Source organism: Leifsonia sp. RAF41, assembly GCF_052114085.1.
Taxonomy (GTDB): Bacteria; Actinomycetota; Actinomycetes; order Actinomycetales; family Microbacteriaceae; genus Leifsonia.
Window position 1 is genome coordinate 2,235,747 of record NZ_JBFREB010000001.1, and the last position, 13,797, is coordinate 2,249,543.

Sequence of the window (13,797 nt, forward strand, 5' to 3'; positions counted from 1 at the left end):
TCCACGGACGACCCATGGATGCGCGTCAGCCGGAGGTGCGCCCGCGGGCCAGGACGGCGGCGTGGAGCGCCGCGACGGTCTCGCCATCGTCCAGGTCCATGCCGAGCAGCTCCTCGATGAGCGCGATCCGCTGGTAGAAGACCGAGCGCGACAGGTGGCTGGCGGCCGCCGCGCGCGTGCGATTGCCGGGGTGGCTGAGGTAGGCGCGGAGCACCTCCACCAGGTCGCCGCCCGCCGCGAGGTCGTACTCGATCAGCGGGCGCAGCATCTGCTCGGTGTGCTCCAGCATCCGCGGATCGCTCCCGAAGGCGTTCACCAGCCGGAGCAGCGGACGGTGCCGCACCCGCTGGATGAGCGTGCGCCGCCCCAGCCGGGCGTCGCCCTGGCCGCCGGAGCCGGCCGCCAGCTCGACCGCCTCCTCCAGCGACGACAGCAGCCCGGTGATGCCGCGCGCGTCCGATCCGACCGCCACCACCGCCGCCGGGTCGTCGAGCCGCGCCGCACCGGCGGCCTCGGCGATCGCCTCGAACAGCGGGTCGCCGAACCGTCGCCCCGGCCGTGCGGAGAGCGCGACGACCAGCGTGCCCGGCTGCTCGGGATGCCGCCCCGCGACGGCGTCCGCGCCTGCCGTGCGCGCCGCCTCCACCACCCGCGGCGCCGCCGAGACCGGAAGCGTGCCCGACCGCAGCCGGATCGCCGCGCCCGCCACATCCCGCCCGGACAGGGGGAACCCCGCCGCCTCGAATCGCGCAGTGACGCCGCCCTCCCCCGCGAACCGGCGGCCGAGCAGGGCGGACAGCAGCGCGTCGTGGCTGCGCCGCGTCCACTCGTCCTCGTCGCGGTCCGAAAGCCGGCTGAGCGCGAGCGCGACGGCCGCCTGCTCGAGCACGTTGGAGCGGCCGGCGGGATGCGGCTCTCCGGGCAGCGCGACGAGGTGCCCCCACCGCATCCCGCGCGCCTCGACCGGCACGATCGTCCAGCTGCCGTCAGCAGAGCGGTGCGCCGCCCGCGAGCGCTGCTCCCACCCGGCGAGCTCCACCTCTTGGCCCGCTCGGTGTCCGGCGTCGAGCCCGGCGGCCGCGACGACGCGGTGGCTGGTGTCCTCCAGCACGACCGGCGAGCCCAGCACCCGCGCGGCCTGCTCGACGATGAAATCGGCGGGACTTCCGCGCAGGCTGAGGTCGGTGAAGAGCGCGTGGATGTCGTCCCGCGCCCGCAATGCCGCCATCTGCTCGGCGATGATGCGGGAGTGCACGGCCTCCGTGATGGCGACGAAGCGCGCCTCCCGGTGGAGTACGGCGAATGGGAGCCCGGCGGCGCGGAACTCGTCGACCAGGGCGACCGGCGCGACCGGCATGGGTGGCCCGAGCTCGAGCACGAGCCCGGCGACGTCGGCCTCGACGAGCACCCGGCCGAGCCGGTGCAGGGCTGCATCGTCGGACGGCCATCCGACTCCTGTGGCCAGCAGCAGCTCTCCCCCGGAGCCGAGCCGGGCGGCCTCCGCCGTCTCGGCCACGTGGACCCACCGGACCGGCGCATCCAGCCGTTCGCGGCCCGTCAGCACCTCCGGCAGGGCGCTGGCGACCGGCTCCATCCGCAACACTTCGCGGACCGTGGGCAGCACCCCGGGCAGCACGGCGTTCAGCGGCTCGCGCGGTGGGACCGCGGCCGCCGGACGAACTGTTCGGCCCGTTGCCGGGTCCCGACGATCTGGCATCGCTGATCGTGCCTCCGCTCTGTGATCATGGGGAGACAAGCCTACTGTCACCACCGGGCAGAACGTCCGGCACGATCCATCTGGAGGACCCCCGTGGCCCTGATCCGACACTTCATCGCCGGCGCGGACGCCCCCGCCGAGACGGCCGCACGCCCTGACCGCACCGGTCCCGTGTTCAACCCGGCCACCGGCGAGCGCCAGCACGAGGTCGCGCTGGCCGATGCCGACCAGACGCGCGCGGCGATCGCTGCGGCGAAGGCCGCCTTCCCCGCCTGGCGGGCGACCAGCCTGACCAAGCGTGCCGACGTGTTCTTCCGTCTCCGCCACCTGCTCACCGAGCGCCGCGACGAGCTGGCCGCGATCGTCACCAGCGAGCACGGCAAGGTGCTCTCCGACGCCGCCGGCGAGATCGGCCGCGGGCTTGAGAACGTCGAGTTCGCCGCTGGACTCATCGACAAGCTGAAGGGCGAGTACAGCGAGCAGGTCTCCACCGGCATCGACGTCCACAGCGTCAAGCAGCCGGTCGGCGTGGTCGGCTGCATCACCCCGTTCAACTTCCCGGTCATGGTGCCGTTGTGGATGGTCGCGAGCGCGATCGCGTGCGGCAACACGGTCGTCCTGAAGCCGAGCGAGAAGGACCCGAGCGCGTCCGTCTTCCTGGCGAAGCTGTTCCGCGAGGCGGGGCTTCCCGACGGCGTGCTGAATGTGGTGCACGGCGACAAGGAGGCGGTGGACACGATCCTCGACTCCCCCGATGTCGCCGCGGTCAGCTTCGTCGGCTCCACTCCGATCGCACGCTCGATCTACCAGCGGGCGGCCGCCACGGGCAAGCGCGTGCAGGCCCTGGGCGGCGCGAAGAACCACATGGTCGTTCTGGAGGATGCGGACATCGACGCCGCCGCGGACGCCGCGGTCTCGGCAGCATACGGATCCGCCGGCGAGCGCTGCATGGCGGTCAGCGTCGTGGTCGCGGTCGGCGACGTGGGCGACCTGCTGGTGCCGGCCATCCATTCGCGCCTCGACGCGCTGCGCATCGGACCGGGCACGGACGACGCCAGCGAGATGGGCCCGCTGATCACCCGGGAGCACCGCGACAAGGTCGCCTCGTACGTCACCGGCGCCGCAGCCGAGGGGGCGACGGTCGTCGCGGACGGCACGCAGCGCTCCTTCGACGGCGACGGCTTCTTCGTCGGCGTCAGCCTGCTCGACAACGTGAAGCCGGGGATGAAGGCCTACGACGACGAGATCTTCGGGCCCGTCCTCTCGGTGGTACGCGTCGAGTCGTACGAGGAGGCGGTGGAGCTGATCAACGCCAATCAGTACGGCAACGGCGTCGCCCTCTTCACGCGCGACGGCGGTGCGGCGAGGCGCTTCGAGTTCGAGGTCGAGGTCGGAATGGTCGGCATCAACGTGCCGATTCCCGTCCCGGTCGGCGCCTACTCCTTCGGCGGCTGGAAGAACTCGCTGTTCGGCGACGCCCACATCTACGGCCCGGAGTCGTTCCACTTCTACACGCGCAGCAAGGTCGTCACGACGCGCTGGCCGGACCCGGTGCACTCCCGCATCGAGCTCGCGTTCCCCGGCAACTCCTGATCAGGCGAGGACACCATGACGGACACCATCCCCACCGCTGCCCAGGCTGCGGAGCACCCTTCGCGCACCGGATACGTCGACCGGCGCGGGGTCGAGCATGCGTTCGGCGACAGGGCCGCAGAGACCCAGGTGCGCAGCGACGACCGCACGCACGTCTTCCACTCCTGGAGCGCGCAGGCGAAGATCGACCCGCTGCCGATCGCCGCGGGAGAGGGCTCGACCTTCTGGGACTACGACGGCAACGCCTACCTCGACTTCAGCTCGCAGCTCGTCAACCTCAACCTCGGACACCAGCACCCCGATCTGGTCGCCGCGATCCAGCAGCAGGCGGGCCGCCTCACCACGGTGCAACCGTCCATGGCGAACGACGTCCGCGGTGAGCTGGCGCGACGCATCGCCGAGGTCGCGCCCGGGACACTGAACAAGGTCTTCTTCACGAACGGCGGCGCTGACGCGAACGAGTACGCCGTCCGCCTGGCGCGACGGGTGACCGGCCGTCAGAAGGTGCTCTCGATGTACCGTTCGTACCACGGCGGCACGTCGACCGCGATCGCGTTGACCGGCGACCCGCGCCGCTGGGCGAACGAGCCGAGCGATCCGTCCGTCGCTCACTTCTTCGGTCCGTACGCCTACCGCTCTGCCTTTCACTCGACCACTCCCGAGGAGGAGACGCAGCGCGCACTCGAGCACCTCGAGAACGTGATCGTGCTGGAGGGCGCGGCGACGGTGGCGGCCATCATCGCCGAGACCATCGTGGGCACCAACGGGGTGCTCGTCCCCCCGCCCGGCTACCTCGCCGGTGTGCGCGCGCTGTGCGACAGGTACGGCATCGTCTACATCGCCGACGAGGTCATGGTCGGCTTCGGCCGCGTGGGCGAGTGGTTCGCGGTGGACGCGTTCGATGTCGTCCCGGATCTCATCACCTTCGCGAAGGGTGTGAACTCGGGCTACGTTCCGCTCGGCGGTGTGGTGATCTCCGACGCGATCGCGTCGTTCTTCGACGACGTCGCGTTCCAGGGCGGCCTGACCTACTCCGGGCACCCGCTCGCCTGTGCCGCAGGTGTCGCGACCTTCGACGTGTTCGAGCGCGACGGCATCCTGGAGCGCGTGCGCGACCTGGGTGCGCGCGTCGTCGAGCCCGAGGTGCGGTCGTGGCTCGATCGGCACCCGTCGCTCGGCGAGGTCCGCGGGAGCGGGCTGTTCTGGGCGCTGGAGCTGGTGCGCGACCGCGAGACCCGCGAGCCGCTGGTCCCGTTCAACGCCGCCGTACCGGATGCGGCGCCGATGGCGGAGGTCGCCGCGGCGTGCAAGGCGGCCGGGGTCTGGCCGTTCACGCACTTCAACCGCGTGCACATCGCGCCGCCGCTGGTGATCACCGAAGACGAGCTGCGGCGCGGGCTGGCGGCCATCGATGCGGCCCTCGACGTGGCGGATCGGTACACGCGCGGCTGACCGTGTTGGGTCGAGGCGGGGCCGGCCCGGGATATCGTGGCAGCATGAGTGAACCTGGGGACGGCCGTGTCGCGGTCTACATCGACTTCGACAACATCATCATCTCGCGCTACGACCAGGTGCACGGTCGCGGCTCCTTCATGCGCGACCGGCCCAAGTCGTACTCGACAGCGCCCAAAGCATCCTTCGCCGAGAAGCTGGCCGAGGCCCGGGTCGACCTGGGCGCCGTGATCGACTTCGCCTCGTCGTTCGGAACGCTGGTGCTGACGCGCGCGTACGCCGACTGGTCGCTGGCGGTGAACGCGGAGTACCGCGGTCAGCTGGTCGGCCGCGCCGTCGACCTGGTGCAGCTCTTCCCCGCAGCCGCCTACGCCAAGAATGGCGCCGACATCCGGCTCGCCGTCGACTCCGTCGAAGACCTGTTCCGCCTCCCGGAGCTCACCCATGTGGTGATCGTCGCGGGCGACTCGGACTACATCCCGCTGGCCCAGCGGGTGAAGCGATTGAACCGCTACGTCATCGGGATCGGCGTGGCCGGTTCGACGGCGAAGTCGCTGGCTGCGGCCTGCGACGAGTTCGTGAGCTACGACGACCTGCCGGGGATCGCCCGCGACGAGGCCGCGGATGCGGACGGTGCCGACGAGGAGGAGACGGAGTCGCCCGCGACGGCCGCAGGCGCTCAGGCGGCCGCGACGGTCGACAGCCCGGATGGCGAGAGCTCGGCGCCCGCCGACACCGAGCCCGCAGCAGGCGAGACCGCTGCGGAGCCGGAGAAACCCGCCAGGCGGCGCGGCGGACGCAAGCGGGCGGCCCCTGCCGAGCCGGAGGCCGACTCCGACGTCGACTCCGATGTCACCGATGAGCAGCCGGAGGACTCGCAGGTCGTCGCGACGCGCCTGCTCGCCCGCGCCATGCAGCTCGGCCACGAGAAGGACGACTCGACCTGGCTGCACAGCTCGACCGTCAAGGGCCAGATGAAGCGTATGGACCCGTCGTTCAGTGAGAAGGCGCTCGGGTTCCGCTCGTTCAGCGACTTCATCAAGTCGCGCAGCGACCTCGTGGAACTGGACGACAGCTCCACCGCGCAGATGCTGCGTCTCGCCCCCACCCGCTCCCGCCGCGTCCGGCACAGCGGACGCGCCACCGACGGCGTCTCCGCGAACTGAGCCCACACACAGCCGACGGGGGTTGACTGCGCTCATGGCACGACAGTGGATGGCGACGGAGTGGGGATCACCGGAGACGTGGGAGTTCGCGGAGGTGGATGTTCCCCGACCGGCGCACGGTGAGGTCACCATCCGGGTCACGGCCGCCGGCGTCAATCCGGCCGATTACAAGCATGTGTCCGCTCCGCGCGAGGGTCTCGAACTGCCTGTGCCGATCGGGTACGAGGTGGCCGGGGTCATCGCGGCGATCGGTCCGGACACCGAGCTCGCGTCGGGTGGCGGACGCGTCGGCGATCCCGTCGTCGCCTTCCGCATCCAGGGCGGCTACGCGACCGAGGTCACCGTTCCGGCGAAGGACGTGTTCGCCAAGCCTCCACGACTCTCCGACGAGGAGGCCGCCAACCTGCTCCTGGCCGGCACGACCGCCGCGCAGATGCTGTCCGTGACGGATGTGCGGGCGGGCGACACCATCCTGGTCCACGGCGCGTCCGGTGCGGTCGGGGTCAGCATCCTGCAGCAGGCCGCGGAGCTCGGTGCCCGGGTCATCGGCACGGCGAGCGAGGGCAGTTTCGCCCGGGTGCGCCGCTTCGGCGGCCTGCCCGTGGCGTACGGCGACGGACTCGCGGAACGCGTCGCCGAGGCGGCTCAGGGCCCGATCGCGGCCGCGCTCGACACCGTCGGGACGGACGAAGCCGTGGACGTGTCGCTCGAGCTGGTACCCGACCGGGCTCGCATCGTCACGATCGTCGCCGCGCAACGCGCGCAGAAGGAGGGCTTCCACGCCGTGTTCGGTGCGCAGCCGGAGAGTCAGGCGTTCCGCGACTCGGTCCGTGCGCAGCTTCTCGAACTCGCCGGGAGCGGACGCCTGCAGGTTCCCATCGCGCGCACCTACCCGCTCTCCGAGGCTCAGGACGCATTGGCGTTCCTGGCCGAGGGACACCCGGGCGGCAAACTCGCCCTGCTGCCCTAGGTGCGCAAGAGCTATCCCTTGGTGAGAAACGTCTCGGCTTCCGCCTCGGAGACGATGGCCATGCCGCCGGTGCGCTGACTCGACTGCAGCAGCACCTCCATCCACCGTTCGTTGAGCTTCGGCGGCGTGCTGTCGTCGAACACGAAGGCCAACGGCACCTCGCGACTGATCCAGAGGCTGATGCGGCCGCCGCCATGCTCGGCCGGGATCTGCCAGTTGAGCAGGAAACTCTCGTGCCGTCGCAGCTTCGTCACGATCGCGATCTTGACGTGCGACAGGGTCCGGTCGTCGAACTCGTACTCCTGGGGGGCGTTCCCGTAGATGAGTCGTCCCACGTCACTCCTCCTCGCGACGCTTTCCCGGCTTGGCCCTGCTCGCCCGGTAGCTGCCCGGCGGCACCTCTTCGCGGATCTCCGCTCGCAACGCGTCCTCGAGCATCAACCCGGAGTTCCCGTTCGCGCGTTCGGCCAGGATGGTGAGCCAGTCGCGGTTCAGGTCCGGCAGCTCCTGCCCGGCGAACACGAACTGCACGGAGATCGCGGGGTCGAGCCAGATCGACCGGAGGACACCGACCGGGCCGGCGGTACGATCCGTCCAGATCAGCAGGAAGCCCTCCCGTCGCCGCAGCTTCGTCTGGATGACCGCCTGCAGGTGGACGAGCACCCGGTCGTCGAACGTGAATCCGTCCGAACCGTCGTAGATCAAGGTTCCCACTCGGCTCCCTCCGCTGACATCACTTTCTCCAAACAGCCGCGCGCCGTCAAGGACGGTTCTCCCGAACAGCCGTAAAGTCCGGTCATGGACGCTCTTACGCGAACCATCAAAGCGGCCCTCCTCTACGAGGACGGCCGGACCCTCGACAGCGTCGTGGTCGTGCCTCTGATCGGCGGATGCCCGCCGGGTGAGATCCGCGTCGCCACCACGTTCGCCGGCGCTCTCGCCTACGACGTGTACGAGCTGGCGGACGAGGAGGAGTACTCCTCGATGCCGGCCTACCCCTACCGTTCGACCATCCCGGTCACGACGCAGGACCTCGCCGACTGACGCCGAGTGCGCCGCACGCCGGCGAGTAGCGTGGACGGAGTGACGCCTCCCGCTGACCCCGCCCGCGCCCGCACGGGTCCGGCCGTCGCCGCCCTCAGCCTCGGCACGCTCCTCAACCCGCTCAACTCGTCGATGATCGCGGTGGCCCTGGTGTCGCTGCAGCGCGACTTCGATGTGGATGTGACCACGGTCACCTGGGTGATCACGTCCTTCTACCTGGCTTCCGCCGCAGGGCAGCCGCTCATGGGCCGGCTCGCCGACCGGTTCGGCCCACGCCGGCTCTTCCTGTTCGGGATGGTGGTGGTCGCGCTGGCCTGTGCGCTGACTCCGCTCTCGAGTTCGTTTGTGGGCGTATGCATCGGCCGGGTCGCCCTCGCGATCGGAACGGCGACGGCGTTCCCTTCGGCCATCGCGATGCTGCGGCCGCTGGCGGCGAGTTCGGGCGTCGGCACCCCGCGACTCCTCGGGCGCATCCAGATCGCCAACACGTCCGGCGCCGCGATCGGGCCGGTGCTCGGCGGCGCGCTCGTCACGTTCCTCGGCTGGCAGTCGATCTTCTGGGTCAACGTTCCCCTGGCGATCCTCACGTTCGTCGGCGTCTGGCTGTACGCGCCGCGCGACGCCGAACGGGAACGGACCCCGCTGGGCCGCACCCTGGCCGAGTCGGACATCCCCGGCATCGTGCTCTTCATCGCCACGCTGACGTCGCTGCTGGTGTTCCTGCTCGACCTGCACCCCCGGCCGCTGTGGTGGTTGCTGCCGGTGTGCGTTGTCGCCGCCGGACTGTTCGTGTGGCGCGAGCTGCGGACATCGCACCCCTTTCTCGACCTGCGCCTGCTCGCGGCGAACCGCCGGCTCCTGCTGGTGTACCTCACCTTCGCGATCTTCAACGTGGTCTACTACTCGGCGTTCTTCGGGCTCCCTCAGTACCTGCAGACGTACGGCGGGTACTCGGCCGGCGTCGCCGGGTTGCTGATGTTCCCGCTCGCGGCCGTCACGATCGTCGTGACTCCGCTCGCGGCGCGGGCGATCGAGTCCGTCGGGTTGCGCCCGACGCTCATCACCGGCGCCGTGGCCCTGGTCATCGGTGCCGGGCTGCTGGCGTTCGGTGCCGTGACGACGGCGCCGTGGGCGGTGCTCCTGCTGACGGCCACCCTCGGCATCCCCTACTGCGTGGTCAGCATCGGGATGAATCAGGCGCTCTACTCGTCGGCCCGGCCGGAGGACAGCGGCGTCGCCGCTGGCATCTTCCAGACCTCGCGCTACGTCGGCGCGATCGTCGCGACGACCGTGCTCGGGCTGCTGTTCACCGGAGGAACGACGGCGAGCAGCTGGCTGACCGCCGTCGGCGTCGCGACGGCGCTGGCGGTCGTGCACCTGGCCCTACTGGTCTTCGTGCGGCCGCGCGGCGGCCGCGAGACGACGCGGGCCGAGGCTTAGCGCGTCGCCCGCCGAAAGTCAGCGGTGCGGGGCGACCCTCGCGAATCCTAGACTCCGAGCATGACGCTGTGGCTGGGCGGGACGGAACTGGTGACGCAGCTCCTGCTGCTGCTCCTCGCTTTCGCGCTCAGCGCGGTCATCGGCGTGGAACGCGAGCGGCGGCTGAAGAGCGCCGGGCTGCGCACGCACATCCTCGTCGGCCTCGGCTCGGCCCTGTTCACGCTCGTCTCGGCGTACGGCTTCGCCGCGCTCGGCTTCCCGGTGACCGACCCATCCCGGATCGCCGCCCAGGTCGTCACGGGGATCGGCTTCCTCGGTGCCGGTGTGATCTTCGTGAACCGCGGAAACGTCGTCGGGCTCACCACGGCAGCATCCATCTGGGTGACGGCGGCCATCGGAATGGCCTGCGGCGCCGGACTGCCCGTGCTCGCGCTCGCCGGTGCCGCCCTGCATCTGGTGACGGTCGGCACGCTCCCCACCGCCGAGCGGGTGCTCCGCCGCACCACCGGAACCACCCTCACGGTGGAGGCGACGAGAAACGGTGACACGCTCGCCCGCCTTTTCGATGTGTGCGCCGACACCGGCGCGCGGACGAGCATCGACGACATCCGGCACGGCACGGGTACGGACGGGACCGAGGGGATGCAGCTCCGCGTCCATGTGCGCGGGAGGGCGGCCGACACTCAGCGTCTGATCGCCCAGCTGGCGGCGGTGGACGGTGTCACCACGGTCCGCGCGGACCGCCGATTGGAGTGAGGGTCCTGCTGGGTGGGCCCCGCTCAGGCCACCAGCGTCGCTCCGCCGGGCGGGGCCGTCCGGTCCCGTGTGGACGAGTTCGGGCACAGCGGATTCGTGCAACCCACCGGCACTGAGACCACCGCCCACGCCCCGCTCGCCGTCGGCGCCAGTCTCCGCTCCGCGGAGATCGGTGCTCCGCACACCGCGCACAACTGTGCGTTCGCGACCATACGATCATCCCCATCCGACCTGTGACGCCCGCTCCCCTATCCATGGTCCGCCCGGGCGTCCACCGAAGCAAGAGCCCAGCCGATCTTCGTCGCCGCGCGCCCTGAGCCGCTAGCGTGGACCGCATGCTGGAGGACGTCCCCACCTCGGTCGGGCCTGGGAGGCTGACGGTCGCCGAGGCCGCGGATCCCACCGCCGTGCTGTGGGTCGGCCACGGAGCCGGTGGAGGCATCGACGCGGTCGATCTGGCCGTGCTCGCCGGGCGGCTGCCGGAGTCGGGGATCACCGTGGTGCGCTACGAGCAGCCGTGGCGCGTCGCGGGCAAGCGCGTCGCCGCGCGTCCCGAGACGCTGGACGTGGCGTGGACGGAGACCGCGCCCCGCGTCCGCGCCCTGGCGGGCGACCTGCCGCTGATCGTCGGCGGTCGCAGCGCCGGCGCCCGCGTCGCCTGCCGCACCGCTGCGACCACAGGGGCCGCCGCGGTGGTGTGCCTGGCCTTCCCGCTGCACCCGCCCGGCCGCCCCGACAAGTCACGGCTGGGCGAGCTGCGGGAGCCGACCGTCCCCGTGCTGGTGCTCCAGGGCGGGAGGGACGCGTTCGGGAGCGCCGCTGACGTTCGCGGCGAGGTTGCGGGAGACGACCGCATCCGCGTGGTCGAGGTGCCCGGCGCGGATCACGGCATGAAGGTCGCCAAAGGTTCACCGCTGGGCGCTGCGGGCGTGCGGGAACTCATCATCACGATCGTCGCGGACTTCGTCCGCGAGGTCGCGGCAGCAAAATAGTGATTCTGCATTCCCGATATGCTGCGATACGGTAAAGTAGCTATATGAGTTATCACGGTTACGTCGCCCTCCAGGGGCGCGGGCTCGTCGCCCTCCCCTCCGAACTGCGCCGCAGGCTCGGCCTGGACGCGGCCGGCACTCAGATGGAGATCACCGAGCGAGAAGACGGCGTGATCGAGCTTCGTCCGACCATTGCCGTGCCCGCAGACCAGGCATGGTTCTGGACCGAACGGTGGCAGCAGCGTGAACGTGAGGTGGATGCCCACATCTCCGCGGGTGACATGACCAGTCACCAGTCCACCGACGACTTCCTCTCTGCCCTGGACGCGCTCGCCGACCAGGCCTCCACCGAACGGTGAAGTTCCAGACCACGCCCGCGTTCGACACCGACTACAAGCGCCTCAAGTCCGAGCACCAGCGCGCCTTCCGCGACGTCGTCCGCATCGCGTTCGCGCCCGCATGCGACACGTTCGCCGCTAACCCGACCGGCGGATGGCCTGCAGCGCTGCGCGTGAAATCCATGCGGGGCGCCCCCGGCATCTACGAGATGACGTGGTCGTTCTCGTCGCCGGACGGTCGCGCCACGTTCGAACTCATCACCATCGACGGCGAGCTGTACTGCCGATGGCGTCGCGTGGGCGATCACGGCGTCTACCGCAACCCCTGAGCTGCGCGCCCGCCGGCGGCTGAAGTTCGCGCGAAAGGTCAGTACTCGCCCTTGACGACGAAGTAGGAACCGCGGATGGTCCCCGCGAGCCGCGACTTCTGGCGCGCGAACTTGAAGGCGGACAGCTCGTCGGGCACGTCCATCCCGTCCGACAGCTTGAAGCCGACCGCCCGCTTGCCGCTGTCAGCGACGGTGTACAGCAGGTTGATCGACAGGCCCGACTCGTAGAAGACGTACGTCCAGTCGACCCCGTCGACCTCGAACCGGGTCGCTTCGAGGGCCGGGGAGACGATGACGATGTCGCGCTCCTCCTTCAGCACCCGGGCCACCCGCTCGACCGCCTCGACTTCCTCTCCTGCGGTCCCGACCGTGAAGACGTGCTCGTACTTGTTGCGGAAGTACCGGGCCTCGTTGGCGCGCAGGCCGGCGAGGGCGTCGGCCACAGGGGACGACTCCAGTCCCTCAGTGGACACGTTCACGAAGTCGACGACGTACGGCATGGTTCCTCCCGATGAGCGGTTCGCACCAACCGTAGCGCGGCGAGCGCCCGTGCCAGGATCGGAGGGTGTCCGATCTGCTGATGCGCATCCACAGTCCCGAGTTCCAGGCTATGTCGGAGCGCGTGCTGGAGGTGACGGCCCTCACGTCGCGCCTGAACGCGCTGCCGTTCGACGACGACGCCGGCAAGGCCGAGCTGTTCACGCAAATCCTCGGTCGCCCGCTGGCGCCCCGGGTCACCATCTATCCCCCGTTCTTCACCGACCACGGACGCAACCTGGAGCTAGCGGAGCGCGTCTTCATCAACCAGAACTGCACGTTCCTGGACTACGCGGGCATCCGCCTGGCCGAGCGCGTCATGGTCGCGCCCCGCGTCACCTTCATCACGGTCGGCCACCCGGTGGACACCGAGGACCGCAAGCTCTGGCTGACCGGCGGCCCGATCGACGTCGAGGAGAACGTGTGGATCGGTGCTGGGGCGACGATCCTGCCCGGCGTGACCATCGGCCGGGACTCGGTCATCGCCGCCGGCGCGATCGTCGCCGACGACGTACCGCCGCAGAGCCTGGTCGCCGGCCCGAAGGCGGAGGTGCGCCGGAGCTGGTGAGGGCGATGCGGGCCCGTGAACGCGGTCGCGGTGGGAGGATGAGCGCATGACGGAATCCATTCTTCTCGTGACCGGAACGTCCACGGGCATCGGCCTGGCGACCGCGATCGCCGCCGCCCGCACGGGCTTCACCGTGGTCGCCACCATGCGCGATCTCGCGAAATCGGACGCCCTGCGCGCCGCAGCGCAGAGCGCCGGAGTCGACCTCGACGTGCAACCTCTCGACGTGACCGACCCCGACGCCATCGAGCGCTGTCTGGCGCACATCCGCTCGACCTACGGCCGGTTGGACGCTGTGCTCAACAACGCCGGAGCCGGCCACCTCGGCACGGTGGAGCTGGAGCCCGTCGACGACGTTCGCGCGGTCATGGAAGTCAACTTCTTCGGGGTTGTCGCGGTGACCAAGGCGGCCATGCCGCTGCTGCGCGAGAGCCGCGGACGCATCCTCGCCGTCTCGAGCGTGGGCGGCGTTGTCGGGCAGCCGTTCAACGAGGCGTACTGCGCGGCGAAGTTCGCCGTCGAAGGGTTCATGGAGTCACTCACCCCGGTCGCCGCCACCGTGGGCGTGCGCGCGACTGTCATCGAGCCCGGCGCGGTGTCGACGGAGTTCGTCGCAAACGTCGGGATCGAGGAGTCGCCGGCCGCATACGGCACACCGTACGAGGGGGCGATGCGGGCGTACCTGGCGCGCACGGCGGCCGCGTTCGACCCCGCCAACGCGCAGACCGCCGAGGGCGTCGCCGAGGCGATCGTCGAGGTGCTGACCGCGGAGAACCCTCCTGCACGCGTGCAGACCTCGGACGCCGCACGGCGGTTCGCCGGCATCAAGCTCGGCGACCTCGACGGCGCTCACGTGCAGGCCGTCACGACGCACTGGGTGACCGGCTGACCGCGT

General features: G+C 70.6%; 16 protein-coding genes. 12 read left to right on the forward strand and 4 right to left on the reverse strand.

The window, feature by feature from the left end:
* Positions 1 to 25 precede the first annotated feature (25 nt).
* Positions 26 to 1,717, reverse strand: a complete 1,692-nt coding sequence (locus AB4Y74_RS10745; RefSeq protein ID WP_441799073.1) for a PucR family transcriptional regulator — start codon at positions 1,715 to 1,717, stop codon at positions 26 to 28.
* Positions 1,718 to 1,810: 93 nt separating this feature from the next.
* On the opposite strand from AB4Y74_RS10745, the gene AB4Y74_RS10750 reads away from it, so the two are divergent.
* Genes AB4Y74_RS10750 through AB4Y74_RS10765 form a run of 4 tightly spaced genes read left to right on the forward strand, consistent with a single transcriptional unit; the run spans position 1,811 to position 6,898 of the window.
* Positions 1,811 to 3,310 carry a CoA-acylating methylmalonate-semialdehyde dehydrogenase gene (locus tag AB4Y74_RS10750; RefSeq protein WP_441799074.1) on the forward strand — a complete coding sequence of 500 codons (1,500 nt, stop codon included), beginning with the start codon at positions 1,811 to 1,813 and terminating at the stop codon, positions 3,308 to 3,310.
* 15 nt (positions 3,311 to 3,325) lie between these two features.
* Complete coding sequence (locus tag AB4Y74_RS10755) at positions 3,326 to 4,762, forward strand: aspartate aminotransferase family protein (protein WP_441799075.1); 1,437 nt, start codon at positions 3,326 to 3,328, stop codon at positions 4,760 to 4,762.
* A 44-nt stretch (positions 4,763 to 4,806) separates the two neighbouring features.
* Complete coding sequence (locus tag AB4Y74_RS10760) at positions 4,807 to 5,928, forward strand: NYN domain-containing protein (protein ID WP_441799076.1); 1,122 nt, start codon at positions 4,807 to 4,809, stop codon at positions 5,926 to 5,928.
* Positions 5,929 to 5,962: 34 nt separating this feature from the next.
* The gene (locus AB4Y74_RS10765) at positions 5,963 to 6,898 is read left to right on the forward strand and encodes an NADP-dependent oxidoreductase (RefSeq protein ID WP_441799077.1); all 936 of its coding nucleotides are present in this window, start codon (positions 5,963 to 5,965) and stop codon (positions 6,896 to 6,898) included.
* A gap of 11 nt (positions 6,899 to 6,909) precedes the next feature.
* Here AB4Y74_RS10765 and AB4Y74_RS10770 read toward each other — a convergent pair whose 3' ends face one another.
* Positions 6,910 to 7,233, reverse strand: a complete 324-nt coding sequence (locus AB4Y74_RS10770) for a DUF7882 family protein (protein ID WP_441799078.1) — start codon at positions 7,231 to 7,233, stop codon at positions 6,910 to 6,912.
* Position 7,234: 1 nt separating this feature from the next.
* Entirely contained in the window at positions 7,235 to 7,612 is a 378-nt protein-coding gene (locus AB4Y74_RS10775; protein WP_441799079.1) for a DUF7882 family protein, read from the reverse strand.
* An 84-nt stretch (positions 7,613 to 7,696) separates the two neighbouring features.
* Here AB4Y74_RS10775 and AB4Y74_RS10780 point away from each other — a divergent pair, with 84 nt between their 5' ends.
* The 6 genes from AB4Y74_RS10780 to AB4Y74_RS10805 all read left to right on the forward strand — a co-directional run bounded on the left by AB4Y74_RS10780 (position 7,697) and on the right by AB4Y74_RS10805 (position 11,797).
* A complete protein-coding gene (locus tag AB4Y74_RS10780; protein ID WP_441799080.1) occupies positions 7,697 to 7,942 on the forward strand; it encodes a hypothetical protein in 246 nt (81 codons plus the stop codon).
* Positions 7,943 to 7,981: 39 nt separating this feature from the next.
* The gene (locus AB4Y74_RS10785) at positions 7,982 to 9,382 is read left to right on the forward strand and encodes an MFS transporter (protein WP_441799081.1); all 1,401 of its coding nucleotides are present in this window, start codon (positions 7,982 to 7,984) and stop codon (positions 9,380 to 9,382) included.
* A gap of 60 nt (positions 9,383 to 9,442) precedes the next feature.
* Positions 9,443 to 10,138 carry an MgtC/SapB family protein gene (locus tag AB4Y74_RS10790; protein WP_441799082.1) on the forward strand — a complete coding sequence of 232 codons (696 nt, stop codon included), beginning with the start codon at positions 9,443 to 9,445 and terminating at the stop codon, positions 10,136 to 10,138.
* A 335-nt stretch (positions 10,139 to 10,473) separates the two neighbouring features.
* The gene (locus AB4Y74_RS10795) at positions 10,474 to 11,130 is read left to right on the forward strand and encodes an alpha/beta hydrolase family protein (RefSeq protein WP_441799083.1); all 657 of its coding nucleotides are present in this window, start codon (positions 10,474 to 10,476) and stop codon (positions 11,128 to 11,130) included.
* A gap of 44 nt (positions 11,131 to 11,174) precedes the next feature.
* Positions 11,175 to 11,489 carry an AbrB/MazE/SpoVT family DNA-binding domain-containing protein gene (locus tag AB4Y74_RS10800; protein WP_441799084.1) on the forward strand — a complete coding sequence of 105 codons (315 nt, stop codon included), beginning with the start codon at positions 11,175 to 11,177 and terminating at the stop codon, positions 11,487 to 11,489.
* A complete protein-coding gene (locus AB4Y74_RS10805; RefSeq protein ID WP_441799085.1) occupies positions 11,486 to 11,797 on the forward strand; it encodes a hypothetical protein in 312 nt (103 codons plus the stop codon). Before AB4Y74_RS10800 ends, AB4Y74_RS10805 begins: the two co-directional genes overlap by 4 nt.
* 38 nt (positions 11,798 to 11,835) lie before the next feature.
* On the opposite strand, the gene AB4Y74_RS10810 is transcribed toward AB4Y74_RS10805, so the two are convergent.
* Positions 11,836 to 12,297 (reverse strand): phage tail protein, encoded by a 462-nt coding sequence (locus tag AB4Y74_RS10810; RefSeq protein ID WP_441799086.1) that lies wholly within the window; start codon positions 12,295 to 12,297, stop codon positions 11,836 to 11,838.
* Between the two features lie 65 nt (positions 12,298 to 12,362).
* On the opposite strand from AB4Y74_RS10810, the gene AB4Y74_RS10815 reads away from it, so the two are divergent.
* Positions 12,363 to 12,902: a sugar O-acetyltransferase gene (locus AB4Y74_RS10815; RefSeq protein WP_441799087.1), complete on the forward strand. Its 540-nt coding sequence runs from the start codon at positions 12,363 to 12,365 to the stop codon at positions 12,900 to 12,902.
* Positions 12,903 to 12,948: 46 nt separating this feature from the next.
* Positions 12,949 to 13,791 (forward strand): SDR family oxidoreductase, encoded by an 843-nt coding sequence (locus AB4Y74_RS10820; protein ID WP_441799088.1) that lies wholly within the window; start codon positions 12,949 to 12,951, stop codon positions 13,789 to 13,791.
* The last annotated feature ends 6 nt before the right edge of the window (positions 13,792 to 13,797 follow it).

Excerpts from the sequence above, each read along its gene's own strand:
- AB4Y74_RS10745 (WP_441799073.1), bottom strand. The coding sequence starts at position 1,717 with ATGCCAGATCGTCGGGACCCGGCAACGGGCCGAACAGTTCGTCCGGCG.
- AB4Y74_RS10755 (WP_441799075.1), top strand. The coding sequence starts at position 3,326 with ATGACGGACACCATCCCCACCGCTGCCCAGGCTGCGGAGCACCCTTCG.
- AB4Y74_RS10760 (WP_441799076.1), top strand. The coding sequence starts at position 4,807 with ATGAGTGAACCTGGGGACGGCCGTGTCGCGGTCTACATCGACTTCGAC.
- AB4Y74_RS10765 (WP_441799077.1), top strand. The coding sequence starts at position 5,963 with ATGGCACGACAGTGGATGGCGACGGAGTGGGGATCACCGGAGACGTGG.
- AB4Y74_RS10780 (WP_441799080.1), top strand. The coding sequence starts at position 7,697 with ATGGACGCTCTTACGCGAACCATCAAAGCGGCCCTCCTCTACGAGGAC.
- AB4Y74_RS10790 (WP_441799082.1), top strand. The coding sequence starts at position 9,443 with ATGACGCTGTGGCTGGGCGGGACGGAACTGGTGACGCAGCTCCTGCTG.
- AB4Y74_RS10795 (WP_441799083.1), top strand. The coding sequence starts at position 10,474 with ATGCTGGAGGACGTCCCCACCTCGGTCGGGCCTGGGAGGCTGACGGTC.
- AB4Y74_RS10800 (WP_441799084.1), top strand. The coding sequence starts at position 11,175 with ATGAGTTATCACGGTTACGTCGCCCTCCAGGGGCGCGGGCTCGTCGCC.
- AB4Y74_RS10810 (WP_441799086.1), bottom strand. The coding sequence starts at position 12,297 with ATGCCGTACGTCGTCGACTTCGTGAACGTGTCCACTGAGGGACTGGAG.
- AB4Y74_RS10820 (WP_441799088.1), top strand. The coding sequence starts at position 12,949 with ATGACGGAATCCATTCTTCTCGTGACCGGAACGTCCACGGGCATCGGC.